We start from the raw sequence: 26500 nt of genomic DNA, 5'->3' as shown, positions 1-26500 counted from the left end.
TCTAAAATACAAATTAAAAATAAACTTAGTGGTTAATACCTAGTTATAGCGATAAAACTATAATATATATTTAAATCTCATTTATAAAAGTATAGTAATCTTGCTTTAAATTATATACCATATTTATTATTATAAAAGTAAATATCTTAAGAAAAATAAAAAAATGTTAAAATAAATACATAATTTTAGATATATTTTTATTAATTATTATTTTGAAAGGGGTGTTAAAATGAAATATTTTAATCCAAGTTTTTTATTTAAATTATGAATATTAATTATTCCATTATTTCATAATGAAAAACAAAAAGTACAATCTATGCCAATAAAATCATTAAGTAACCCAACAACCTTACAAGAATCATTAACCAATTTACAACAACTACCAATTAATTTAAAACAAGCCGAAATTTTTAATCATAAACATCGTCATAAAAAAAGAAATATTAATAGTAACTTAAAAAATTCAACATTTTTTAATGGTACATGTACAAATGAAGGAACTACTTTCGTAAAATTAATTAAAGAAGACTTTTACTGTGGTGTTGAAGAGCCTTGAACTAATAATAAAGGAGTTGCTATATTACCTTATGTTTTAAAAGATAATGAATATTATTATTTACTAGTTAAAGAAAATAATCCGTTATTTAAAAATAAACAAATTAGTGAATATAGCACTATTACTGGGGGAGTAGAAAAAAAAGATCTTAACACAACAGTAATAAATGAAATGAAAGAAGAAACTAATATTAATGTTAATAATACAAAAGCAAAAATTTATTATTTAGGTAAACATTATTCAAACAAAATTAGTACCAAAGAATGACATTTGTATGGAATTGATTTAACAAATATGAATTTAGATTTAAATAAGCCCTACAAAGGTAGTGGAGATGGTTCTATTGCTGAAAAAACAATTACTGCCAAGTTTGTAAATAAAACTATTTTAGGCATTTGCAATGATGTTTTAAGTTTAGCTATTTATGGAAAATTAAATTTAGATAAAAAAATCGAATCAAATTTAAATATTGATAAAATTAATTCAATGGAATTAGGAGATTTTTCAAATCAATCTTTAACAAGTATAAATAACAACTCTTCATTATAAAAATAAGTTATTTATATTATTGATAGACATCAACTAAAAACTCATTTGTTGACTATGAGCCAAAACTTAACTGCAATAAGAAACAATCTATTAGTAGTTACGATACTAAACATATTTTTAATAAAAAATTGAAAGGGAAAAATAAGATAATGTTAAAAAAATTATTTATGGAAATTAAACAAAGAAAAACTAAGAAAAAAATAAATAAAATAAAAGAAAATTTAGTTTTTATTGATAGAATAAATTTACTTATAGAAAAAATTGAAAATTTTAAAATTAATTTTATTGAAATTACAATATATGCACAAGATATAGACTTAACTTCTTACTATCTCTCACAACATAATCTTGAAAATAATTCTAATAAATATTATTTTAAAACAAAAAATGAAACAATAATATTTTTGAAAAAATATAAGAAAATCTATGAGCAACGAATAACAAAAACTAAAGAAAAATATGGAAAATCAATACCATTATTAAATGGTTTGCAACTTAATCAAGAACAAGCACTATTAAAAGGAACAGACTTAATAAGCACAGTATCATTAAAAAATAACAATAATGTTTTAATAAAAATTAAATTAACTGAACAAATCGAAAATATATATACAAGTCTTTTCATAATAAATAATCAAAAAAGTGATACTACAAGTCTTTTAGAATTTGAAGATCAACAAGCAGACACGTTCACGCTACTTTCTGATATTTACTATGATAGCACACCAACCCAATCACAACAAAATTTAAGTTCTTTTATTATTGATACTAGTACAAACACTAAAGAACAAAGTCCTGAAGAAATAGAAGAAATAAAAGATGAAAAAAAATATGAGTTTCTTAATTCTGAAAACTCACAAATAGTAAAAAATAAACTAGCACAAAAAGTAGTATATAACATATAAAAACTTTTAAATAAATTAACTAATGTTATTCTTTTAAATTAAGAAAAGAATAACATTTTTAATAATAAATTAAAGATTGACTACTATCATTCAATTCTGAATTATTATCTCAATTATCCAACATATCATTAATTGCTCTAATTGAAATAGGATCAAATCTAATTAATTGATTATTAACATCAATAATTAAGTTATCTACCATTCTTTCCAATTCTCATTGAAACATTAATGGTTTTTCTTTATTTTGTAATTCTTCTTTTTTATTGTTCAATTTTGTTAATATTTCTATTAAGCTAACTGTACTATTTTCATTTCAGTTATTATTTATATTTACAAAATCATTTCTTAAATTTTCAATTTCACTAATAGTTTTATTTATATACCTTGCTTCTGCTCTCTTCTCATATCATTCAGGAAATAATTTTTTGTGTACAAATGGTCCCATAGTAAATAATACTAATAATGAACTAGTAACAGCACCCATTAGCATTCGAATTGGTAATGAAAATAAATTTTCATTACTACCAAGTGCTTTAACAATTTTTTCATTACATAAATATGTTATACCAATTCCTGGTATTGTACTAAGCAAAAACCCACTACCAATAATACTCACTTTTTTTCATATATTTAATCCTTGATAATTATATATTAATTGTTGTCTACTATCTTCTGATATTCCTTCTTGTCTTATCATAATTTACTCCTATTTTTTAATTTGAGTTAATAAAATTAATGGGAGCGTGTCGAAGATGTCGATAACTAAAAAGTTTTAAAAATAGCTCCTTTCTTTTTTTACCCTTGAATTAAAAATAAATGACAAAAGACGAGAATAAAAATCTTGTCTTTTTTTTGTAATTGTAAAATTTTAAAATTTTTAATAACCGTCTTTAACGCTATTATCAACACGTGTTAGGGAACTAAAAAAGTGAACTACAACACAGTTGTTAAAAATAGTAGCTAGAACATGTGGACTTGCATGGATAAATAAAAAGTGGAGTGATACCTAATAAAATATACTAACCATTAATGGTAATTCTTGGGGTGGGAGCGAATTGGAAACTAGTATATATAGACCTGTTGTAGGGACCTATTGTATTAATTCTATTCTTTATTTAACCAACCTTGCCACCCCCCAGTGAGCAAGTGTTGGTTTTATTTTTTATTTTTTTTTGAAAATTTTTTTTGGGCGAGAAAATAAATTTCAAACTTGTAAAAAAAATTGAGCGGTGCCGGTTCAATTAAAGTATTAATTTGTTAAACGCAAATTAAATAAATATTGAATCGAATGCCTCGATTTCTTTTTAAAATTTCACAATTTATTTTTGAGCCCAGTTTTCATGGAATGAATAAAACTAATAGTAGTATTATTAATAATATAAAAAACAAAATATATGTTCTTTATGCTAGAAGCAACAGAACATATTAGGAAAGGATTATTATGGTAATAGAAATTCTTGATTATGAAGCACTAAGAAAGATTGATAAAAAAAGAAGAAAAAGATGTGTTGAATGTAATGAATTATATGAAGATGACAAAATCCAAATGCTTTATCGCTTTAAAACAGAATTAGAAGCAGAACAACATGATATTAGAAAATTTGAAGATGATTATGATATTGATGAACATTTGGATTATACAAAACCATTTGGATATGTTTGTGATTGATGTAGAAGTGATTAATTATGCAAATAGAATTTAAAAAAGAACATATTAGAAAAGGAATATTAAATGAAAAATTATTTTTGCTGAACATGTAAACAAAAACAATTATATTATTTATTCTTTACTACTAGTGATATTAAAACAAGAAAAAAATTTTTAAGAGACAAAAATGGTAAAGCAATTTGTTATGACTGTATTTTAAAAATAAGTTAAGTAGGAGGTATAAATATGGATAAAACAAACTGTACAATAGATGATTGTAAACTTTTTATTAATCATGATGGTAAATGTAAAACTGAATATGATTTTTGAATTAATAAAGAAAAATTAAGAGAAAAATTTAAAAAAGAAGTAATTAAAGTAGCAATAATTGCAGAAATATTGAAACAAATATCTTCTGCAAATGCTATTGAAAAATTAATTTATTATCTTGATAATGAATTTATTGAATTACTTAAAGATGATATTAGTGATGTAATTAAAATTAATATTAGTAATTGAAAACTTAAATTAATAATGAAATTACAAGAAAAAATTCAAAATGGTGACTTTGAATAATGCAATATGACTTAATTATTGGTATTGATCCCGCTGGTATTGGTAATAATGGAATGGTTATATATTCAAGTGAAACTAATAATATTACTTTTAATGAAACATTCAAAACTAAAACAGTTTTAGAAAGTAAAAATATATATAAAGAATATTTTAAATTAATTAAAAAACAATTTATTAATCAAAAAATATTAGTTATTGTAGAAAATTTCTTTTTAAGCTCAAAACAATTATTAACTAATCCATTAGCAACACCTAAGATTATTGGTGCATTAATGGTATTAGTAGAAGATGTTATGAATTGAGATTATTTAGAAAGTGAACCAAAAAATAAAACTAAAATAGAAAATTATAAAGGAAATATAAAATTAACAAAACATGAACAAGATGCTTATAAGCATATTCAATACTATTTAAGGAATTATAAAAATGAAAGATAAAGCAAATTATGTCAAATTAAAAGTAAAACTGAGTAACACTATTGAAGCAAAATATTACGAAAAAGGTAATAAGGAATTATATTATAGTGTTCGTGGTCAATGAAATGGATTAAATTATGTTACTTTAATTTTTAATAACCCAAAATTTTATAGACGATGTATTTTATTAAACAAAAACGATGAAATTATTGTAACTGGTCAATTTTTTAATACTTTAAATATTCCTAAAAATCGTGCATTTTGTTCAATCAATGTTAAATGATTTAAAAAATGAAAAGAGTAAAAAAATGATTAAAAATACACCATTAGAATATATTAATGACAGAATTAAGCAGCATAAAGAAAATATTAATAAATATACAAAAGAAATTGAAAGATTGCAAAATTTTATTAAAACAAATGAAATTAGAATGACTGAATTAGAAATAATAAAAGATATTTTACAAAAAGGAGAAAAAATATAATGAATTTTAATCAAAATCCAAAACAAATGACTGATTTAGTAATAAAAAAAGAGAAGGAAAAAGTATTAGAAAATTTAAAAATTAAAATAGGAACTCTTGCATTTAATAATATTGAAGAAGAAATACATTATATAAATTTAATAATAAATAAAATGTCAGAACATATTTATTCATTAGAACAAGAAATAATTAGAAAAAATCAAATAATAAAAGATAAATTGGAACAAGAAAAACTTGAAATTGCTAATCAAATTAAAAATAAGGAGAATAATTAATGAATAGATGTACATTTTCACAAACTACTAAATTTACTAGTTTAATACCACCACATGATGAACATTTTGAACAAATACAATGTGAAAATATGACAGAAGAGCAATTTGATGAATATGGAAGAGTATATTGTAAAGAACATAGAAATAAAGTTGATGAAATTAATAATTCAAGACATAAAAATTGTATTAATAAAGAAAAAATAATTGAATATTTAATTGAACATGACACATTAGATATGGAATTAATAATTGAATATTTAGAAAAAGGTTACTTTGATAATGAATAAATGTGAACATGAAGATGTGAGTATTGAATTAGTATTTAGATGTGATAATTGTAAAGCTGTTCAATTTCAACATCCAAAAAATAATAAGGAGAAATAATTATGAAAATTTGTAAAAATTGTAAAGAAAATTATAATTGACCAAATTGCGAAAATTGTTTTAAAAATAATGATAATAAAAATTAAAAAGAATAATAAATGTGGTTATGGTAGAGTTTTTGCTCATAAATGTAATAACTTATGTAAACAAAAACAAAATAAAAGAGTTAGGAAAGAAAGGTTAAATTATGAATAAAGAAAAATTTATTAAATATATTAATGATTTAATTGAATTAGAGCCAGCACGGAGAACGGATGTAACATTATTTATCTTAAATAAACTAATAGAAAATGGAGAATTTGACTAATGATAATATTACCTACTTTATTTGAAAATAAAGATGAAATTGAAATATTATCACCATTTCCCAAATCAATTCATACAAGTAATGATATTAGAGCAATTATTTTAAGACAATACCCAAATGTTAAATCCAAACACATAATTGTTTCTGACCCCGAAAGTAATGTTGCATTAATAGTTGGTGATAATGATGTTTATCAAGGTTGAATTAAAGTAACAATTAAAAAATTAGAAATTAAAGGAGAATAAATAAATGCAGAAGGAAAAAATTAAAATTAGAATTCATGAATTTGAATTATATGATTATCAAGTAAATACTTTATTAGATATTGTAAGAGAAATGTTAAAAGCAAATAAAGGAGAATAAATTATGTTAGATGAAATTTTAAAAGTAATTTTTGATAGAGCAGATAAAAAAGAATTAATTTATATGATAGAAAGATTAATTCTTTGTACTAATAATCAGTCAGAAACAAAAAAATGATTGATTAGAGAATTTGATAAAAATCATTATGTTTTAGAAAAATTATTACAAATAAAAGGAGAAAAAAATGGAAACAAATAATTATACTTTAACCAAATTAATTAGAACTGGTATAAATCCAATTTGTGCAATGATTGGTACAAGTGCTTATTATGGTCAAGTAATTGCAAATCCAATATTAGGTTCAATTAATAGTTTATTATTTGGTAAAAAATTAGGTTTAGATATTTGAAATTTAAATCAAAGACCAAATACTAAAACTAAATTAATTAATAGTTCTAAAAAAATCTTATTAGGTTTAGGAACAATTGGATTAGCAAATTATAGTAAATGAACAAAGAATAATATTACTCCAATTATTCCAACAACACCAATGCCAATAACTACTACAACTACAACTGAGGGTCCTCCATGATTACTATTAAATAAACAAGAAAATCAGTCATTAATGGATTGAGATACATATATTAGTTTAAATGCTTATGGTATATCAAATCTTATTAGTGGATTAACTGAGTTAATACCTAATAAATTTGAAACAATAAGAAAGATTTGTAATATGGCAACTGGTGGATGTTTAATATCAAGTGGTGTTGCTATGGGTATTAATAATGATTTTAATAATGCTTATGCAGTACCTACCATAATTGCTGGTGCAAGTGAAATAATCCATAATTTACTACCAATGGAAACAACTAATCATATTGAAGAAATGCAAGAAACATCATTTAATAATGAAACTGCAAGATTAATTAATGATAATAGATTCACAATTAATAGTGAAACAACTAGTCAATATGGTAGTGATAATCTAAGCGAAGTACCATTAAATACTGATAATGCTTCATTAAATTGAGATTACAATCACATGAGTTTATAAAGGAGGTGAAAAGTATGAATAAAGAAAAATTAATTCAATATTATGATGATAAATTAAAACAACATGAAAAAGATTTAGAAGACATACGACTGAATGAACGTTTAATTGCAAATCTTTTAATGGATGCAAAATGTATGATTGAAAGAATTATTAAAGGTGAATTTGATGAATAATCAAAAATAAAAAAATAAATAGTTGAAAGGAAAATATTGAAATGAAAGAATTTTTACATGAATTAATAATTATTGGAACAAGTGTTGGAATATTAATTTGCAGAGAAATTATTGTTTTATTAAAAAGATTTATCACAACTCCAAAACATGTTAGAGCAAATAATAAAATTATAAAACATCAAAAAAAATTAGCAAAATTAAATGAAAAGATTAATAAAGAAAATAAATAAAAAAGTGGTGATGTAAATGTTAGAAAATGAAAATAATGTTCAACAAACAACTGAACCTTTAACTGAAAATAATGCTTCTTCACAAGAAATAGAAAATAAAGTTAATGAAGCAGAAAATAAGTTAAATAAACTTAATCAAGAAATTAAAGAAAAAGAAATGATTAATATATTTAAAAAATATCAAGTTAAAACGGAATTTTATGAGTTTTTAAAATTTAAAACAAGTAATATAGAAAATTCAAAAATTGAAGAAAGTATTAAAAAAATGATTAAAGAACAACCAGTATTTAAAGAAACAATTAATACAGGTGGCAAACCACAAACAATAATAACAAATCAACAAAATTCAATAAAAAGTACATTATTGGATTATAAAAAAAATAATAATTTATAACAGAAAGGAAATCAAAAAATGGCAATACAATTCAATAAAAATTTAGATAATACCGAAAAATTAGTAGAAGCACCAGAGTTTATAGAATTTTATAAACAATCAAATTCACCATGAGCAAGTTTTTTTCCTATCGAAATGGTTAATTCAACCAAAATTGAATTTATAGTTAAAAAACCAAAAAATTCAGAAATTAAAGTATTAAAATGAAATGATAAAAGTAAAGGATTAGATGTTAGTTATGCTGAAACTATTAAAATTTTAAAAGAAATTAAAGAAGAAGCAGTTGCAGGTGAAATAATTGCTAATGTTGATTTAAATGCTGAAAATGGACAAAATTTATTAAATACAATGCAATATGAAGTTGCTAATGACTTAGCAGATTATTTAGCAAATAATGATACAAATGTAATTGCAAAATATGCAACTAAAGTAGATATTACTGATAAATCACCAGTAGGATACTTAAAATCAATGTTAGATGCTTGAAATACTTTATTTCAATTAAGAAATAGTAATAATTGTCGTTTTTTTATTACTAATAATCTTTATGATAATATTGTTTATTTAGCTAATAATAAAGGTTTAATTACTGATAATCAGATTGCACAACAATTAAGATTAAATGGAAATGATTTATATATTAAAGGTGTACTATGTCAAATTGTAATGGATGATTATATGACATTTACTGATAATAATGAAACTAAAATTATGTCTTTTGTTTTAGCAACACCAAGAGCAATGAAAAGATATATGTTACAAAATACAGTTGTATATGTTCAAGATATTGCTGATGGTAAAGTTGGAAGAAGATATTTAGTTGGTGGAGAAGTAACTGGTGAATCAATACCCTATATAACAGATGAAGAAACAACTTCACGCTGAATGTTATGTGCAATTGTTAATAATGATAAAAATGATTTAAAAACTAAGATTACAAGTTTAACAACTGATATTACTGCAAATGTTAATAACAATAATAGTGAATTAAATACACAAATAAAAAGTACTAATGAACTTAAATCATTAAATCCAAATTTAACAAATCCAACTATTAAATATTTTAGTGATGCACAAGGAAAAACTAATGTAAGTAATCAAAAACAAAAAGCGGGTGACTTATATATAACTATTACTGCAAATGTTAATGATTTAAATTATAAAGGAACAACAAATCCAATTAAAATAACTCTTAAATAAAGGAAATTAATATCATGCCAATTGGTACAACTAGTACAGCAATACTTTTAAACATAAATAAACCAAAACATACTAGAACAAGTAACCAACAAGAAAATAAAAGTTTTTGATGAGAAATTTTAGAAATGATTGGTGTACAAGTTATAGCAGTAGCACTTGCTCCTTTTACTGGTGGATTAAGTGAAAGTGTAGCCCTTGGATTAGGTGCAAGTGATTTAGTTGCTAGTATTAGTGCTGTTGGTGTAGAGTTTTTAACTGATTTTACTATTAATCAAGTTTATGATTATTTAAAAGGAAATGTAACAAAATTAAATACTTTCTTTAATATACTTCCTGCATTTGCTGGACTTAATAAAATTAGTCGTGGTTATCGTACAAGTAAATTTATTAAACTAGCACAAAAAACTAAAACATTAGAACAAGTGGGAATTAAAGAAGCAAAAAATTTACAAGAAATTATTAGTCAAGTAAGTGGAAAAGAAATTTTAACAGATAAAATTATTGGTAATAAACGTTATTTAATGAATTATAGTTTTACTCCTAATCGTGAAACAGTATTACGAGATTTAGGTTATGTTGCTGAAAGACAATATAAAAATAATTTTCAAAAATTAGAAGCACAAGAGTTAAAAGATTACTTATTATTACAAAATACATTAATAAAACTAAGTCCACAATTAACTCCTAAATTTAAAATTAAAGATATTGAAAAAGCAAATAACTTTTTAAAAAAATTTAATACTGATTTAAAAAAAGTATTATCTATGAATCAGCATGATTGATTAAATTTAGTTCATACAATACATACAGAAAATAGATATGGAAAAACTTTAATTTTAGATTTACAAAAAATTCGTGCTAATTCTATTAAATTTAATTTTAAAAATAATATTATTCATCAACTTGTTTTAAAAGCAAATCAAACTTTTAAATATTTTGATATTAGATTTTATTTAAAAAAAGGTTTAAATAAATTTTGAAAAGATACACCATATTTTGAAAAAATAAGAGAAAGTATATATAAATTACAAGAAAAATTTGAAAAGTTAGAAAAACAAGCATTTGAAAAAATTAATAAATTAAAAGAAAAAGCAACTGATTTATTTACTAGTGCAGAAAAAAGAGCAATTAAACATGCACAATTAATTCCATTAAATTCACCAGTATTTATGGGTTGTAAAATTCAACCTTTGTCATTAGATAAATGTGCAATTACTATTTATCATCGTAATCCTAAATATAAACCAATTACAGTTGTTGATAGTATTCTTAAAGCAAAAACTTTTGTTACTCAAATACATCCATTTCATTGATATCGTTGATATAGTGGTTGATACATTGGTTATGGTGTTAATCGTAATAAATGATTAAAAGCAATAGCATTTGCTCCACCAGTGGTGCAACAAGTAATTAGAGATAGTTTTAAAGTATATAGAGAAATATTTAGAACTATTAGAACTTATCATAAAGTAGTGAATGTTATTAATAATCCTATTGAAAATATTAATAAATCATTTAAAAGTGTTGGTTTAAAATTTTCAGTTAATACTTTATTTGGTACTGGACTATTACATCATTTAGAAAAATTTGCATATAGTCAAATTGTAGAAAAAGGGAAAAAGAAATTACAAAAAGAAGTTATTCATATTGCACATAGAAAAACTAAAACAAAAACTAAACATTATAAAAAAGCATTTTTTAAGGAATGATAAATTATGATTAATAAACTTTGAACTGATGTCAGTTTAGAAAATTATAATAACTGATATCCATTAACTGGAAAAATTACAGAAACGCCACAGCAATACATACAAACATGACCTAATGTTAATGATTGATTTATAACTTTTGCTATTCGTGCTCAAAATGATATTAATGCTTATCTTGATTTTATTTTATCTAAATTTCCTTTTGATAGTTTTAAAGATGAATTAATTAAAGAAACATTAAGAGATATGGTTTATGTAATGGTTGAACATTGAGTATTTAATCGTACACCAATTGAATTTAATGTTGATGCTACTATTCAATTTAATAATGGTACTCAATTTAGTGCAAATAGTACTCCTACAATTAATGTTTGAGATTTAGCACCTAGTAGAATGAAAATATGAGCAAGATTAACAGAATTAAAACAAATATTTTCAAGTTATAATGATGATGAAATAGATATTGAAAAAATTGACTTAAAAGCATTTTATACTAGAAATCAAATTGATAAATTAATTAAAGAACAAAAAGAATTTACATTATCAAAACAAATGAAATTGTATGATGATTTAGTTGATGATAATGAAAATGAAATATATAGAGGTCCTGTTACAAAATTTATAAATAAAGGTTATGTTGCAACAGATTATGATAAAGAATCTGAAACAATGATTTTAGATTGACCTGATGAAATTGGTACATTACCACCCGAAGCATTACAAAATAATCCACAAATTGGTGATTATACACATGCACCAACTTGTGATTTTTCTGCTAAACAACAAAAACGAATTACTACTAATGAAAATGAAATTACAAAATTAAATACTGAATTAATTAAAGCAAACGAAAATATTAATGATGTTAAAAATAATTGATTTAATATCGAAACTAGTCCCCTATGAAAAAAAGTTGAAAATAATAATATAGAAACATTTAAATGATATTTTATTAAAATCAGTTATCAATATTCAACAGAAAATGACTTTATGAAATTTTATAAAGTAATTAAAATTTATTTAAATAATGTTTTTAATGAATTTGAATTGTTAAATGTTGATTCCATGACTTATAATGAACAAATCTCAAATAAAAATATTTTAAATATTGGAACTATTTACTATGACAATAGAAATAAAAAATTTAGGGGTGGAGGTAATTCTTATCCTGAACGTGGAAAAATTAATTTAATTGGTGATATAAAAGAAATATATCAATATCAAGGAATAGATACGCCAACTGAATTTATAGCAGAAGAAAGTACTGAACGTGATTATTATACAAAAATAGAAACTAATAATTTATTAGATAAAAAGCAAAATAAATTAACTACTGGCGAAAATATTAAAATTGATGAAGTAACTAATACTATTAGTGCTATTGGTGGTAAAACTGATTTATCTGATTATTATAAAAAAGAAGAAGTAGATAAAAAAATAGAAGATAAAATGGATAAAGACCATTTTAAATATGCTTTTTCTATCAATACTATTAGTACTAAAATTCCTAATTTAGAAACTACTGATAAAACTATTGCCGGTGCTATTAATGAAATATTAGAAAAACAACCACAACCAAGTCCAAGTCGTTCAAATTGAAAAGAAGTAGGAACAAGAGAAAAAAATAAATGAGATAATTGACAAATTACTTATGATTTTATAGTTAATAAACATTATAGAGTTTATTATTCTTGAAGTATATATAATCCAGTTTATACTATACAAGAATTTATTATAACTGATAAAAAAATTGATGGTGTACAAATACAAACCTTTAATGATAGTGCTAATATAGTAATTTTATCAGTTCAACATGCAAAATTGATTACTATTTATAGCGGAAAAGGTAATTTAAAAGGTAATGTATGAAAATTAGAAGAATTACAGGAATAATATTATGTTTTTTAAAATTATAAAAATTATTTTAGGTTTAATTGGAGTACTATTATCTTCTGCAACTGCTGGTTTAATTATATTTATTATTGTAAAAATTGTATTAAAAATTAATCAAATATTTTAGAAAGGTGGTGAATATTATGTTAAGTTTATTTAAAAGAAAAGATAAAACAAATACTAGTGATAATCAAAATGAAAAAGTAAAATTTTTAACTAATAAAAATAAAAGTACACATGCTTCTATTTTAAATTATTTTGGTTTTAATGATTTTAACCATGAAACTTATTTTACTGATTTTGTAGCAGAAAATAATGCTAATTTATATAATGCTCCATTAGATATTAATAATGAAACTATTAAAAAATACTTAATTCAGCAAGAATTTTATAGAAAAAATTGAAATTCTATTTTTAAATTAAGCAAATTAGGAATTAGTGGTTATTTAATTTTTATTGCTAATGATGATTTATATTTTCAAGTAATAGATATTCAACAAAGAGTTTATGATATTACCGGTAAATTAATTCAATGTACTATTTTTTATGATAGTTATCAACAAAATGCACAAAATGTAAGATTATTTGAAATTTATACATTAAATAATGAACAAGTAACTATTAATCGTGCAATTTATAGTATTAGTGATAATAAAAAACAATTTCCATTAGATTTTAAATCATTCATTAATAATCCAAATTTAGAGCAAGAACAAACACTAAATATTAATTATATACCAATAGCAATTATGCGAAATAAAGCAAATGAATTAGCAGATTGTGATAAAGTAATGGATAAAATTAAAGCATTAGATGTTATTTATGAACAAATTGTTTTAGATACTATTTTAAACTCACCTAAATTTATTTTTAATCAAACTTATGGGAATGTTCAATCAGCATTAGAACAAACAGTAAGAACTTTGGTTACTAAAAACTACATATTTAAAAGTGGTGGAGATAATAACGAACAAAATGAAAATATTAATATGACAAATAGTAATTTTAAAGGTAAAAATTTAACTGATATATACGATTGAAATGTTAATGAAATATTTAAACGTTGTGGTATTCATATACCAAGTCAAAAGAAATCTGCACAACAATCAGTTCCCGAAAGTACAGCTGTAAATATTTCAACTATTAATTATATTGAACAAAAATTATGACAATTTAATATTGATATTCTTAAATTTATTCAAATATTAGTAAGCATAGATAAAGATTTATTAAATAGTAAAACATTTAATATTAATGATGAACAAGAAATTAATAATTTAACAGTTAAATTAAAATTATTTAATCCCGAAAATAACCAATTAATAGGAGAGAACAATGGAAAACAACAACAAACCACAAACGAAGTTTCCACAGAAACAAACTAAACTTAATCAAGCAGAAGTAGAAAATGATTATTTAATTGATAATATTCCTTATGATTTTACTAATATGATGGGTGCTACTAGTGACCCAGATATTAATAGAGCATACGATGAATTTAAAAAAAGAACAATTTATATTTATGAAATTGAACGTTTATTTAAAAATAATGAAAATAATAGTTTAAGATTTTCAGCAAATACTATTAAAATAGGTTTTATTGATATTGATAAAGTTTTAAAAACTACTGCTGTTGAAACATCTGATTTTACTATGCAATTAAATCAAAGAGCAAGTACTAATATTAATGATAATACAATTGAATATAGTATGACTGATATTAAAAATTTAATATTTCAAGAAATAAATTTATTAAATCAATTTAAGTTATATGCAGTTAGTATTAATGAACCATTAACTGAAAATAATATTGATAATTTATATATCATTAATAACTATTCACAACCTTATCAAAATCCAAAAACAAGAAGTACTAAAAGTATAACTATTATTAAAATTAAAGATTTTAAAACAAGAGATGGTTATCCAATCATTATTAAATTACAAAAACCATTAGATAAAGATACCAAAGTTATTGGTTTAAAAATTAAAGCCCCTAGAAGCATGATTTTTGGCAATATAAAGGTACTTGGTGAAGTTGACAATATGGAAGTATACCCAAAGTTATTTGTCAAGGATAAGATAGCATTTCCGCTGTTATCAATGCCTATTGAAACTCAACCAAAAGTTAGAATATTACAACAATGATTTAGTGAACAAATATTACCGTGAAATTTAGCAAAACAATTTATAGGACAAGAAAAATCAGTTTTAGATTTAATTAAAATTAGTACTGGAACTGTTACAAGAAAAGAAGTTATTAATAATGCCAGAGTAACTGATACTTGACTAGGTTGAGAAATGGGTGCTGTTTGAGATGGTAATTGACCATTAAAAAAAGAAATACATTTAGAAGATAAAAAAGTTTTATCTTTTAGTAATGAAGGATGATATGTTTATCTTGCAACCAATAATAGATTTAAAAGTATAGAAATTGAAATAAAAGATGCACCAACAATTGATAGTTTACAAAAATTATTATTAGATATGTTAAGTTATACATATAACTATAATAGAAATTTCGAAGGTGCAGATTATGATGATAAAGGTAAACCAAAAAATAAAATAGCAGAATTAAGAAAAAAATTTGAAGGTCAAAAACCCGATGAAGTAATTACCAACTTATTTAGGCAATGAGAGTTAGATTATCCAAATTATGTTAATTTATCACAAGTTAAAATATTTAAACAAATATTTACTATGTTATCAAAATATATTTATTCATCATTATCAATAAATAAAGGATTAAATGATGATAATAAAATTTTATTGCCATATTATTTTGAATTACAATCAAGTCCAATACAACCTAGCGAAAATGATATTTGACAGTATAAAGATATAAAAGTAATATTAAAATCTGTATATTTTGATTTTACAGATATAAATAATATTAAATTAAAAAACAATGATATTAGTCAAAATGAATTATTGAAACTAGATGATAATCAATTTAACTGACTATCTATAACTAATGAACTAGAAAGTAATAACATACCTTCATTAATTCCAGCAGACTGGACATTATCAAATGGTGAATATGGTAAATATTTTACAAGAGCAATTATTGGAAAAATTAAAATTGCTAATGCTTTAAATTTATATGGTTCAAATAAATCTCAATTATTTTCTAAATTAGAATTTTATAAAGAAATTTCTCAAATTGATAATGTTAATGAATTTGAATTACAAATTGAAAATCCGATTAATAATTTAAATCGGATTGAAATCAGTGGTATTTTTGGTGCTGGTAATTATGATTTAATTTTAATTACTGATAAACAAGAAATAAATCTACAAAATATTAATTTATTTGATAAATATAATGAAAATATTTCTTATATTAACTTAGAGATATAAATTATTTATTAAAATATCCATTAGGATATTTACCATTTCATACTATATCTGTACTATAATATCAATTTTGAAAAGATATATCAAATTTTCTTCTTAATGGTTCATCTGCAAAATATAACACAAATTTATAATCTTTTTTTAAAGTATCATTAGGATTAGTTGTCCAAATAGTTTGAACACCTCATTCAACTTGTTTATGTGGAGTTAAATAATATTTAACTCCACTAAGATTATGGGTAAGCACCCCCCCCATGATTAATCCTATTGTTCCAGTTGTTGCACCAGTTAGTGCTAATGCTAATGTTATTTTACTTAAATTTGTTTTTATTCATGTTTTCATCTTAAATTACTCCTTTTTTCCTTGATTTTACTTATAAATTGTACTATTTTTGATTATTTTTACAAGTATGCTTTTAAATGCAAAATAACGCCTAAATTAAAGGCGTTTATTTTATGAGACCTATACTATTAATTATATTGAAATTGTTTATTATATAGCAAATGTGAAGATACTTTTTTTCACAGTAGCATTATTTTTACCCCTAATTACATTTTTATATGGATACAGTGCATAAAACAGAGCATCATAAGGGTCTTGATACATATTTTTGTCAGGAATATTAGTTTTTGTTTCATCATAACGTAATTCTTCTAAACATTGAGTTGTTTTTGGTAAATCATCTTTATTTGCGTAAAAGTTTCCATAACTCATAATATTTCTCATTCAAACTACTCTATTAGTTAATCCGGCTTCTTGATTTAAATTTGAAGCATGTTTAATAGCAGTTTGTGTTATTAAAATAGTATTGTGTTCATCAATTAATTTTTGATTTAATCAATCCATTGCTGTTCTTGCTTTATCATCATAAAAATAAATTGCTTGTTCAAAATTTTCAAAATTATCCATTAATCCTAAAATTTCATTAACATAAGCATTAATTTTTTCATTTTCATTAATAAAATCATTTGGAGTAACTACTAATTCACAAATAATATAAGCATCATAATAACCAGTATTATTATATTCTTTAAAACCAACTACCATAAATACAGTATGGTCTTTTGGTCCCGTAGCTCAATCAATACCAACACTATAAAAATCAAATTTATACATTTCTTTTTCTTGATTATAAAATTGTTTTAAATCATATGATTGTCAATATTTTACTGTTTTTTGAAATGGGAAAATTGTTGCATCGCTATCTAAAAATTCAAAACCATAATAAACAGTATTATATTCATCTGGATTACTTTTTTCCATTTCTAATAATGTTCTTTGTTGAATGTCAGGTAATTTATTTCAAAATGGTTGAATAGTAAATCTTAAAACAAATAAACCTAAACCACTAAACATATCTTTATTTTCATAATAAACTTTACCAATTTTTTTAAGATTTTCAATTATTTCATCATTTAAAGGTAAAAAGGGAGTACAGTATTTTAAATAAAATGGATGATATTTATCATAAGGATTACATGTAAAAGTAATAAAAAAACTTTTATAAAAATAGCGAGTAATCAATTTTCCAAAAGTAGGACTATATATATTATTATCAATAAAAGTTCAACTTCATTCTTTAATAGGTTCTTTGGATACTTTAATACGATTACTTCTAAACATAGAGTTTTGTAATCTTTCATATCGATATGTTAATTGCTTTTCTGTCAAAGTTTCTTTTTCTTCTGCCATTATTATTTCATCTGTTCTTGAACCTAAAAAACTTGACCCACCTGCTTCTTTTCCAAAAATTTTATTACCATTAGCATAACCAATAAAGTCAATTTGTTGATTACTTGGAAATATAATACATCCCCCATCCTTAGTAATTTTTCATTTAATGCCATGTGGATTATTAGGTAATAAATTAATATTATATGTATCTAATAAAACTTGACAAACATTCATTAAAGCACCAATTGTAGTTTCACTATGAGTATTTTCATATCTTCTTACTTCTTGAACACTACTATCACTAAAATTACAACATATAAATAAATCAAATGCTAAACAATTTCAAGTTTTTCTTGTTCCACGTGCAGTTGGTACAAAACGATAAAAACAATTAGTTGTAAAAAATTCTGCTCATTCATCACCAACAAATGCTTTAAAAATATCTCAGTTAAAACCATAATTATTATCACTAAAATTAAGATTATATTTTTTATTTAATTGTCCATAACTACTAATAAAAGCCATATTTACTCCTTATTTTTTAAAAAAAATTAAACTTAAATTATTAACAAACAAAAATTAGAAAGGAACATTAAAAATGTTTATATTACCATTCGCAAATCATTTTGATTGAGACAAACATGATTTTAATCAAGATAAATTAAGTTTAAAACAAACAGAAGAATTATTTGCAAAAATAGATGATTATTTATGAAGTATATGTGATAAATCTGAATATAAATCATATAGATTTAGACAACGAAAATTAAAAGCAAAAAAAGGTTTATTAACTTATAAACGACGTATTTGTACACATTATAACACAAAAACACAAAAAATGGAGTACGTATCATTATTAGATAATTATCTTGGTGTTAAAAAATATAGTAAACTTGCACCTAACGTTATTAAACAAATTTTAAAATATTTTGCTGATGGTAAAAAGTATCGTGATGTTTGTGATACTTTTATTGAAGATTTAATAAGTAATAGTACAGTTTGTAGAACATATCAAAAATTTGAATTACCAAAAGCAAATATTCCCAAAATACCATTACAACCAAATCAAAATTTATATGTAAATATTGATGATGGTCATCGAAAATTTAAGTTTAATGAAAAACACAATACTAAAAATTGTAAAAAATGTTCGATGAGATTAATAGTAATGTGTACTGGTAAAAAGAAAAATGGAAAATTAATTAATAAAAGAGCTGTATGTAAAATAAGAGTTTCAAAAACAGAAATTGGTGCTGAAAAAACCGCAAAATTAATAGAAAAATATGGTAATTTATTTTTTGAAAACTTTGACCAAGCAAATTTAATAGTTTGTGGAGATAGTGCAAAATGAATTAGAAAAACTGCTACAATTTTAAATGCTAAATTTATTTTAGATAAATTTCATGCTTTTCATGTTTTATTTCTTGGTATAATGGCAGGAAGAAGAAAAAATCAAATTGCTAAATTACACTATCAAAATGCAATAAATTTATTTGCCAAAGGTGAATATTATGAATTAATTGATTTTTTACAATCATTAACTTTACAATATAAAAAATTAAAAGTTCGTTATTTTATTAATGCCAAAGATGGTTTATTAAACCAAGCATTAGTTGAAAATATTGGTTGCTTTACTGAAACTAATATTAAACAAATTTTAAAACATATGATTGGTGATAGAACTTATAATATTGATATGTATACAAAAATGGTTAATTTTAAATGCTATCAAATAAATACAGCCATCCAGTTATTATAAAATAAAATTAAAGATTTTAAAAAAACAAAAATAAAATAAAACTTATTAAAGATGCTTTAATAAGAATTTTTGAATTATAAAAGTAAGTATTATTGTTGACTAATATTTTTCAAGTGTTAAGATTAACTCACAATTGCATATTGAAGTCAAAATTATTCTCGTCTAACTTTATAATTTTAAGACAAATTTGAATATTATTGACAACATCGGTACGCTCCCAAATTAATTACTAATATCTTAACATAAAAACTAACATTAATATTTTAATAAACAATTAATTAATATATTTAATATTCTAAAATAAAAATAATAAAAACTAATTAATGGAAATAAGTTTATTAAATAATAAAATAATTAAAACTTCTTTTCATTTTTAATATAATCTCATATATTATCCTTTCAAAGTTGCTAACATTACAGCTTTAATAGTATGTAAACAATTTTCTGATTGTTGAAATACCTTTGATGCAGAAGATCGAAATACTTCATCAGTAACTTCTAATTCACCTGTTCCACCATATTGTTTAACAATATCTTGAGTAATTTGTGTATTACCATCATGAAAACTTGGTAAAGAATGTAAAAATATAACATCTGATTTTGCAATTTTCATTTTTTCATTATTAACTTGATATGGCATTAATTCTTTAATTCGTTGTTTTAATAAAACTTTATCTTCAGATACAGATGTTCAAACATCAGTAGCAACTACGTCAGCATCTTTACTTGCTGTTTTATAATCTTCTGTTAAAATAATAGAGCCACCCGTTTCTTGAGCAATTTCTTGACATTGTTTTAATAGTTGAGGATATGGTCATAAATTTTTATTAGCACAGATTACTAAATTCATTCCTAATTTTGCACTAATAATCATATAACTATTAGCCATATTAAAACGAGCATCTCCAAAATAAACAAATTTAATACCTTTAACATCTTTATTTTTTTTACACTCTTGAATTGTCATAATATCGGCTAGCATTTGTGTTGGATGATATAAATCAGTTAAGCCATTTCATATTGGAACACCGGCATTTTCAGCTAATTCTTCAACATCAGTTTGTTTATATCCACGAAATTGAATACCATTATAAATTCTACCAAGAAATTTAGCGGTATCAACAATTGATTCTTTAATTCCTAATTTACTACTAGTTGGATCAAAATATGTTGAATGCATTCCTAAATCACAAGCAGCAACTTCAAACGCGCTTCTTGTTCGTAATGAATCTTTTCGATATAATAAAGCAACACTATAGCCTTTTAACGGCTGTTTTTCTATTCCTTTTTGTTTTGCAATTTTTAAAGTAGCAGCTAATTCTAATAAGTAATAAATTTCTTCTGAAGTAAAATCTAATAAACAAATAAAATTTCTGCCTTTTAAATTAATAGCCATGATATGTTTTCTTCCTTTCAGTTCCTAATATCTTTATTTAATTTAACATTGATATACAATATGGGCAACACTCTGGCCACATGACAATTCAGAATTAGTAATTTCATAAACATGGATATGTATTATTATATTTAATTTTTAACTCAAATTTATTAACAGCAAGTAATTATTTTGTTAATAAATTGTTGAACTGAAAGTTGTTTTAAATATTTTTCTAGTGAAATAATATATTCTTTTTTAGAATTCCATTCTTTCAAAATTTGATTGATTAAGTAAGAACATATTTTTTTATCTTGGATAATACTCATTACAACAAACTTTTTAATATAAAATACTCCAATACCATTTCTGATAAAAATTTTAGCAAGTAATAAAACTATTTTTAATTTATTAATTTTTGAATATATATTAATAGCAGACTTACTTTGCATTCAGTATTCTCCTTAACTTAAAATATTCTTTTTTCTCTCTCATAGTTAACATTTAAAACCTTTTTTTATATTTTTGCAATACATATACAAAAAATTACTAATGAATATATATATAGCTAACGAAAGTAATGTTTACTCATAAATAATGTAAAATAATAATATGTAATTTAAACAATTCTTGCACTTACAAGTATAATTCAGCAATAATTAAAATAGATTAGGAAGATTAAATTATGCCAAAACCATACAGTGAGGACTTACGAAGAAAAGTAATAGAAGTTTATGAAAGTAAAAACATGAAAATTAAAGAAATTTGTAAAGTGTTCAATATCACTAGAAAGACTTTATTTTTATGAAGAAAAAGAAAGCAAAAAACCGGAAATATAAAACCAATTTTGAATTATCAAAAAGGACATAGCCACAAAATAAAGGATTTAGATGAATTAAAAAATTATTTAGCAGAAAATAAAGATGTTACAGTTCAAAAAGTAATTGAAAAATTTGGTGATATGACAAAAGAAACAGTTTATAACTATTTCAAAAAACTAAATTATACATATAAAAAAAACTTTTCTATATGAACAAAGAGATAAAAATAAACAAGAAGATTTTTTAAAAGAAATAGCGAAAATAATGAATGAAGATTTGGTATATATTGATGAATCTGGAATTGATGATAATGAATTTTATAAATATGGTTGGTCTGAAAAAGGTAAAAGATTATTTGATAATAAACCTGCATATAAAATAAAGAGAATGAGTATAATTGGTGCACTAAATAAAGGTAAATTAAAAGCTCTATGAGCATTTGAAGGACATTGCAATAGTAAAATTTTTGAATCATATGTTAAAAATATACTAATTCCAGTATTAAAGTGTGGACAAATTATAGTTTTAGATAATGCGACGTTTCATAAATCTAAAGCAACAAAACAATTAATTGAAAATGTTGGATGCAAACTATTATTTCTTCCACCATATTCTCCTAATTTAAATCCAATTGAACATTTTTGATTTGCTATAAAACATAATATAAGAAAAATATTACCAAATTATTGACCAAATATTAAAAACGCGATTGATTTTGTTTTTCAAGATATGAGTAAACATTACTTTCGTTAGCTATATATATATATATATATATATATATATATATATTAAATTAATAAGTGTATTTTATTGTATATTTAAAATTTAAAACTATCAAAATAAAATTTTAAATATACAATAATAAATGAAAATGAAAAATATTGGTTTAGTAATTAAATGTAAAATTAAAAAAACAAAACTTTAAAACTTACTAAAATAGAATATTTTATAAAAGTTTTGAAAATAATGTTTTATCAATAAAACTTAATATAATTTTAAATTTAAAATTTGTACCTAAATTATAGGTACAAATTTTTATTATTTCTCATTTTGCTGTGTATACATCACAATACGTAAAATAAGTTGTAATATTTCATAAATCATACGAATCAAGTAATAAATAAACTTAATTTGGAAAATTCAACTAATAGCACGTATTTCTTTTTCATTTAAAATATCAACAAGATTTTGACAAATTTCTTTTCTTGATTTAGCATAAAAAATCATTTGCATTGAAGAAAAAAGAATTAATAAAATACTACCTAAAATTGATAAAACAATTGAAAGTATATTGGCGCTCGCTGCTGATAAAGTAATTCAAGAATTAGCAGGTGAAAGAGCAAATAGAATAGCAAGTGCAAAAGGAATTAAAACAAAAAATAATGTTATTTTACGAGAAAAATCTCATCAAAAAGTATTAAAACGACTACTATTTGAACTACTTACTGCCCAAGTACTTTCCATTGCCATTGCTAAAGTATAAATAGAACGACGGTGATAAGTTCATGGTAATAATCTTAAAGTAAAATTACCATTATTAAATAAATATGGCCTTAAATAAAAAAACCTAGGTTCAACAGTAATACTATTAATATTACCAAATCCCTTAAATTTTATTCTTTTTGCATTAATACCGTATGTTTTTAAATATTTTTGAGATAACTCGCCACCAGTTAAATTAGCACTATTTTCACGATGGAATCAAGAATACTTAATTCAAGTGAAAAATCAAATCATAGTAACAACAAACAAAATTATACCAACAATAGCCACTAAGCTTGCTAAAACAATTAAACTAGTTGATCAAGTCTTTGGATCATTTGGATTAACTGAGGATAATAATAAATTAGTCATAATCTTCTCCTTTCTAACTATTTGAATAGAGTCTACAATATTATAACATAGTATTATTCCACCACGAAAAGAAAGTTATAAACTTCTTGATCACCATCAACAATTTCATATTCAATATCATAATCTTCATCTAAAATTTTTTTCATAAAATTAATTTGATCTTTTGAATAACCTTTACCTTTAAAAATAGTAATTATTTCTGCACCATCTCAAATTAATTTAGTAAACAATACTTTAATTACATTAAATAAATTTTCATTTGAAGCAATAATTTTTTCTTTACCATCTTTATTACGAAAACTAACAGCACAAAAAAAGTGTTTTTTTCCAATTTTAATACCATCTATTTCAACATCACGATCAGCAACTGTTATATAACCAAAAGCAGCATATTTAATTTCACTTCACATATTTTTATTATTTTCTTTTACACTTAATTCAGGATTAAAATTTAAAGCAGCACGCATACCTTGAGCAATATTTTTAGCAGGTAATACAAAAACTTTTGATTTTTTTTCTAATTTTCTTGCTTGTTCTGCTGCTAAAAATAAATTACTATAATTTGGTAAAATAAAAACATTTTTTGCATCGACAATTTCAATTGCCTTTAAAAAGTCATCTGTTGATGGATTAATTCTTTTTGAATACATAATAATATTATTAACCTTTAATTCATCTCTAAAAAAGGTTTCAATTCCTCTACCAGGAACAGCAGCAATTAAAGCAAATTTATTATTTAATTTACGAATTGGTTTAATAGTTTGTGTATGTGCTTTTGCCTGTTCCGTCATATTTTCAATTTTTACTTTTAAAATTTCACCAAATTTCTGAAAATAATTTAAAATTTGACCCGGTTTTAAAGTATGAACATGAACTTTAATTAAATCTTCATCATCTACTAAAACTATTGATTGACCATCCATTGTTTCTAAATCAGTTCGTGTTTTGCTTAAATTAAAATCTAACTTACTAACTTTATTTAGTTTTACAATAACTTCTGAACAATAACCAAAGTTTTCTTGATTTAAAACCATTTCTAATTTTGCTGTATCTTGTTGTTCTAATTTTTTCTTTGGTGAAATAGCTTTACCATGCTTTAAACCATACACCATACCTTCAACAATATAAACTAAACCAGCACCACCCGAATCAACAACTCCTACTTTTTTTAAAATTGGCAATAAATCAGGTGTTCTTTTTAACGATTCATTCATTCCTTCTAGTAATTTTTCAAAAATATAAAGCGAATCTTTGCCTGTTATTTCTAATTCATTAATATAACTAGCACCATCTTTAATAATAGTAAGAATAGTACCTTCTACTGGTTTCATAACTGCACGATATGCATAATCTTGTGCACTTTTTCAAGATTTTAATAAATCCTCATTACTAATGAAATCATTTTTTAAATCTTTTGTTTTTATAGTTTGAAAAAAACCACGAAAAATTTGAGATAAAATAACTCCAGAATTACCACGCGCACCCATCATTAAACCACGAGAAAAAGTAGTAGCAAATGTTTTTAAACTATCATATTCTTTGCCATTTAATTCTTTTATACCATTCATCATTGTTAAATTCATATTTGTTCCAGTATCACCATCAGGTACGGGGAAAACATTTAATTTATCAACTTCAAAATGATGATTATAAAGATTATTAGCACCGCTAATAAGCATAACTTTTAAGGTTTTAATATCAATTTTTTTCATTTAATTTCACCTTATATTTTCTTTTATTCTTCAATTAAATCATGAACAAAAATGTTAAGTACTATATAGTCTTGATGTTTAATAATCTTTTCAACAATATATTTTAAATTTTTCTGAGTTTGATTCATAATATTTCAAATATTATTATTAAAAAAACAAACTATATTAATATCAATAATTCAACCTAAATCAGACTTGTTAACTTTAATTCCATAATTATTATCTTTTTCATAAATATTGGCAACACCTGGTACAGATAAAATACTTTCTGATAATGCTTTTTTAATAATGTTCATAATATCTTTATCTTTTTCCACATAATCACCCCTATTATATTAATAATAAATTAAATTTATATAAAATAAAATCTCTTATAATTTTTATAGTCTCTTACATTATACCTAATATAATATATCAAGACAATAATAATCTTAAAGATAAAGATATTATATATTGATAATGGTTTTTTCTATATAAAAACATAATTAAGAAAAACTAAACTACCTAATTATTAAATATAAAATACTATCTATAATTTTAAAAATTAATATTAATACAATAATAATTAAATAATTACTTATTCTTAACTGTCTTATTTTTATACTTAAACATTATATAATAGAAAATAATAAAATTTAAAATATATAAAATACTATCTAACCAAAAGTATAATTAATAATTAAACTATACTTCAAAAATTTACTATATAAATTTTAGGCATTTTTGCGTTTTTAATCGTAATCTTATTTTTTGCAAAAATTGCAAATACAATTTTCATAATAATAATTACATATTTCAATAAATTACCTCCTATTTTATATAAAAAGATTATCATTTTTTAAAATAAAAATTAATTTAATGATAATGAAAATATATTAACTTCTTAA

Annotated in this window: 34 protein-coding genes; 26 read left to right on the top strand and 8 right to left on the bottom strand. The window is 22.6% G+C overall.

Going from position 1 to position 26500, the window contains the following annotated elements; translation table 4 throughout:
* Nucleotides 1-229 precede the first annotated feature (229 nt).
* Both AACK96_RS01495 and AACK96_RS01490 read left to right on the top strand, forming a co-directional pair.
* Complete coding sequence (locus AACK96_RS01495; RefSeq protein WP_338974632.1) at nt 230-1105, top strand: hypothetical protein; 876 nt, start codon at nt 230-232, stop codon at nt 1103-1105.
* 149 nt (nt 1106-1254) lie between these two features.
* The gene (locus AACK96_RS01490; protein WP_338961947.1) at nt 1255-2010 is read left to right on the top strand and encodes a hypothetical protein; all 756 of its coding nucleotides are present in this window, start codon (nt 1255-1257) and stop codon (nt 2008-2010) included.
* Nucleotides 2011-2068: 58 nt separating this feature from the next.
* On the opposite strand, the gene AACK96_RS01485 is transcribed toward AACK96_RS01490, so the two are convergent.
* Nucleotides 2069-2707 carry a hypothetical protein gene (locus AACK96_RS01485; RefSeq protein WP_338974630.1) on the bottom strand — a complete coding sequence of 213 codons (639 nt, stop codon included), beginning with the start codon at nt 2705-2707 and terminating at the stop codon, nt 2069-2071.
* 744 nt (nt 2708-3451) lie between these two features.
* Between AACK96_RS01485 and AACK96_RS01480 the strand changes: the two genes are divergently transcribed.
* From AACK96_RS01480 to AACK96_RS01380, 21 genes are all read left to right on the top strand, one after another.
* On the top strand, nt 3452-3694 hold the full coding sequence (locus AACK96_RS01480; protein ID WP_338973510.1) for a hypothetical protein: 243 nt from the start codon (nt 3452-3454) through the stop codon (nt 3692-3694).
* Nucleotides 3695-3742: 48 nt separating this feature from the next.
* Nucleotides 3743-3889, top strand: a complete 147-nt coding sequence (locus AACK96_RS01475) for a hypothetical protein (protein WP_338973430.1) — start codon at nt 3743-3745, stop codon at nt 3887-3889.
* Between the two features lie 15 nt (nt 3890-3904).
* Nucleotides 3905-4234, top strand: coding sequence for a hypothetical protein (locus AACK96_RS01470; protein WP_338973513.1), 330 nt, complete (start codon nt 3905-3907; stop codon nt 4232-4234).
* On the top strand, nt 4234-4671 hold the full coding sequence (locus tag AACK96_RS01465) for a hypothetical protein (protein ID WP_338973516.1): 438 nt from the start codon (nt 4234-4236) through the stop codon (nt 4669-4671). The genes AACK96_RS01470 and AACK96_RS01465 overlap by 1 nt, the downstream gene beginning before the upstream one ends.
* Nucleotides 4661-4954 carry a hypothetical protein gene (locus AACK96_RS01460; protein ID WP_338973519.1) on the top strand — a complete coding sequence of 98 codons (294 nt, stop codon included), beginning with the start codon at nt 4661-4663 and terminating at the stop codon, nt 4952-4954. Before AACK96_RS01465 ends, AACK96_RS01460 begins: the two co-directional genes overlap by 11 nt.
* On the top strand, nt 4923-5135 hold the full coding sequence (locus AACK96_RS01455) for a hypothetical protein (RefSeq protein WP_338973522.1): 213 nt from the start codon (nt 4923-4925) through the stop codon (nt 5133-5135). The genes AACK96_RS01460 and AACK96_RS01455 overlap by 32 nt, the downstream gene beginning before the upstream one ends.
* Nucleotides 5135-5410: a hypothetical protein gene (locus AACK96_RS01450; protein WP_338973523.1), complete on the top strand. Its 276-nt coding sequence runs from the start codon at nt 5135-5137 to the stop codon at nt 5408-5410. Before AACK96_RS01455 ends, AACK96_RS01450 begins: the two co-directional genes overlap by 1 nt.
* Entirely contained in the window at nt 5410-5697 is a 288-nt protein-coding gene (locus tag AACK96_RS01445; RefSeq protein ID WP_338973525.1) for a hypothetical protein, read from the top strand. Before AACK96_RS01450 ends, AACK96_RS01445 begins: the two co-directional genes overlap by 1 nt.
* 166 nt (nt 5698-5863) lie before the next feature.
* Nucleotides 5864-5989, top strand: coding sequence for a hypothetical protein (locus AACK96_RS01440; protein WP_338973528.1), 126 nt, complete (start codon nt 5864-5866; stop codon nt 5987-5989).
* A gap of 111 nt (nt 5990-6100) precedes the next feature.
* Nucleotides 6101-6346: a hypothetical protein gene (locus AACK96_RS01435; protein ID WP_338973530.1), complete on the top strand. Its 246-nt coding sequence runs from the start codon at nt 6101-6103 to the stop codon at nt 6344-6346.
* A gap of 121 nt (nt 6347-6467) precedes the next feature.
* Nucleotides 6468-6662: a hypothetical protein gene (locus AACK96_RS01430; RefSeq protein ID WP_338974059.1), complete on the top strand. Its 195-nt coding sequence runs from the start codon at nt 6468-6470 to the stop codon at nt 6660-6662.
* On the top strand, nt 6649-7461 hold the full coding sequence (locus tag AACK96_RS01425) for a hypothetical protein (RefSeq protein WP_338974061.1): 813 nt from the start codon (nt 6649-6651) through the stop codon (nt 7459-7461). The genes AACK96_RS01430 and AACK96_RS01425 overlap by 14 nt, the downstream gene beginning before the upstream one ends.
* 14 nt (nt 7462-7475) lie before the next feature.
* Nucleotides 7476-7634 carry a hypothetical protein gene (locus tag AACK96_RS01420; RefSeq protein ID WP_281748859.1) on the top strand — a complete coding sequence of 53 codons (159 nt, stop codon included), beginning with the start codon at nt 7476-7478 and terminating at the stop codon, nt 7632-7634.
* Nucleotides 7635-7675: 41 nt separating this feature from the next.
* Complete coding sequence (locus tag AACK96_RS01415; protein ID WP_338973407.1) at nt 7676-7864, top strand: hypothetical protein; 189 nt, start codon at nt 7676-7678, stop codon at nt 7862-7864.
* A gap of 16 nt (nt 7865-7880) precedes the next feature.
* Entirely contained in the window at nt 7881-8258 is a 378-nt protein-coding gene (locus AACK96_RS01410; RefSeq protein ID WP_338973404.1) for a hypothetical protein, read from the top strand.
* Between the two features lie 18 nt (nt 8259-8276).
* The gene (locus AACK96_RS01405; RefSeq protein ID WP_338973539.1) at nt 8277-9458 is read left to right on the top strand and encodes a hypothetical protein; all 1182 of its coding nucleotides are present in this window, start codon (nt 8277-8279) and stop codon (nt 9456-9458) included.
* 14 nt (nt 9459-9472) lie between these two features.
* Entirely contained in the window at nt 9473-11170 is a 1698-nt protein-coding gene (locus tag AACK96_RS01400; RefSeq protein ID WP_338974062.1) for a hypothetical protein, read from the top strand.
* Between the two features lie 3 nt (nt 11171-11173).
* Nucleotides 11174-13060: a hypothetical protein gene (locus AACK96_RS01395; protein ID WP_338974063.1), complete on the top strand. Its 1887-nt coding sequence runs from the start codon at nt 11174-11176 to the stop codon at nt 13058-13060.
* A gap of 4 nt (nt 13061-13064) precedes the next feature.
* Entirely contained in the window at nt 13065-13187 is a 123-nt protein-coding gene (locus tag AACK96_RS01390) for a hypothetical protein (protein ID WP_338973392.1), read from the top strand.
* A 16-nt stretch (nt 13188-13203) separates the two neighbouring features.
* Nucleotides 13204-14445 carry a hypothetical protein gene (locus AACK96_RS01385; protein ID WP_338974065.1) on the top strand — a complete coding sequence of 414 codons (1242 nt, stop codon included), beginning with the start codon at nt 13204-13206 and terminating at the stop codon, nt 14443-14445.
* Nucleotides 14396-16420, top strand: a complete 2025-nt coding sequence (locus AACK96_RS01380) for a hypothetical protein (RefSeq protein ID WP_338974067.1) — start codon at nt 14396-14398, stop codon at nt 16418-16420. Before AACK96_RS01385 ends, AACK96_RS01380 begins: the two co-directional genes overlap by 50 nt.
* A gap of 1 nt (nt 16421) precedes the next feature.
* On the opposite strand, the gene AACK96_RS01375 is transcribed toward AACK96_RS01380, so the two are convergent.
* Both AACK96_RS01375 and AACK96_RS01370 read right to left on the bottom strand, forming a co-directional pair.
* Complete coding sequence (locus tag AACK96_RS01375; protein WP_338974069.1) at nt 16422-16760, bottom strand: hypothetical protein; 339 nt, start codon at nt 16758-16760, stop codon at nt 16422-16424.
* A 150-nt stretch (nt 16761-16910) separates the two neighbouring features.
* Nucleotides 16911-18617, bottom strand: a complete 1707-nt coding sequence (locus tag AACK96_RS01370) for a hypothetical protein (protein WP_338974071.1) — start codon at nt 18615-18617, stop codon at nt 16911-16913.
* Between the two features lie 73 nt (nt 18618-18690).
* Here AACK96_RS01370 and AACK96_RS01365 point away from each other — a divergent pair, with 73 nt between their 5' ends.
* Nucleotides 18691-19851, top strand: a complete 1161-nt coding sequence (locus AACK96_RS01365; protein WP_338973625.1) for an Mbov_0401 family ICE element transposase-like protein — start codon at nt 18691-18693, stop codon at nt 19849-19851.
* Between the two features lie 391 nt (nt 19852-20242).
* On the opposite strand, the gene argF is transcribed toward AACK96_RS01365, so the two are convergent.
* Both argF and AACK96_RS01355 read right to left on the bottom strand, forming a co-directional pair.
* Nucleotides 20243-21247 carry an ornithine carbamoyltransferase gene (argF, locus tag AACK96_RS01360; RefSeq protein WP_338974627.1) on the bottom strand — a complete coding sequence of 335 codons (1005 nt, stop codon included), beginning with the start codon at nt 21245-21247 and terminating at the stop codon, nt 20243-20245.
* Nucleotides 21248-21399: 152 nt separating this feature from the next.
* Nucleotides 21400-21678 carry a hypothetical protein gene (locus tag AACK96_RS01355; RefSeq protein WP_338974625.1) on the bottom strand — a complete coding sequence of 93 codons (279 nt, stop codon included), beginning with the start codon at nt 21676-21678 and terminating at the stop codon, nt 21400-21402.
* 233 nt (nt 21679-21911) lie between these two features.
* Between AACK96_RS01355 and AACK96_RS01350 the strand changes: the two genes are divergently transcribed.
* Together AACK96_RS01350 and AACK96_RS01345 are read left to right on the top strand one after the other, a co-directional pair.
* Entirely contained in the window at nt 21912-22271 is a 360-nt protein-coding gene (locus AACK96_RS01350; protein WP_338973555.1) for a helix-turn-helix domain-containing protein, read from the top strand.
* Nucleotides 22228-22800, top strand: coding sequence for an IS630 family transposase (locus AACK96_RS01345; protein WP_338975134.1), 573 nt, complete (start codon nt 22228-22230; stop codon nt 22798-22800). The genes AACK96_RS01350 and AACK96_RS01345 overlap by 44 nt, the downstream gene beginning before the upstream one ends.
* Before the next feature lie 285 nt (nt 22801-23085).
* Here the strand turns inward: AACK96_RS01345 and AACK96_RS01340 are convergent, their stop codons facing one another.
* Genes AACK96_RS01340 through AACK96_RS01330 form a run of 3 tightly spaced genes read right to left on the bottom strand, consistent with a single transcriptional unit; the run spans nt 23086 to nt 25930 of the window.
* Nucleotides 23086-23901 carry a hypothetical protein gene (locus AACK96_RS01340; protein ID WP_338974623.1) on the bottom strand — a complete coding sequence of 272 codons (816 nt, stop codon included), beginning with the start codon at nt 23899-23901 and terminating at the stop codon, nt 23086-23088.
* A 53-nt stretch (nt 23902-23954) separates the two neighbouring features.
* On the bottom strand, nt 23955-25613 hold the full coding sequence (locus AACK96_RS01335; RefSeq protein WP_338974622.1) for a DAK2 domain-containing protein: 1659 nt from the start codon (nt 25611-25613) through the stop codon (nt 23955-23957).
* Nucleotides 25614-25636: 23 nt separating this feature from the next.
* Entirely contained in the window at nt 25637-25930 is a 294-nt protein-coding gene (locus AACK96_RS01330; protein ID WP_174481144.1) for a hypothetical protein, read from the bottom strand.
* Between the last annotated feature and the right edge of the window lie 570 nt (nt 25931-26500).

This window comes from Spiroplasma endosymbiont of Tricholauxania praeusta (assembly GCF_964019535.1).
Classification (GTDB): Bacteria; Bacillota_I; Bacilli_A; order Mycoplasmatales; family VBWQ01; genus Spiroplasma_E; species Spiroplasma_E ixodetis_A.
This window is presented reverse-complemented; position numbering and strand designations above follow the sequence as displayed.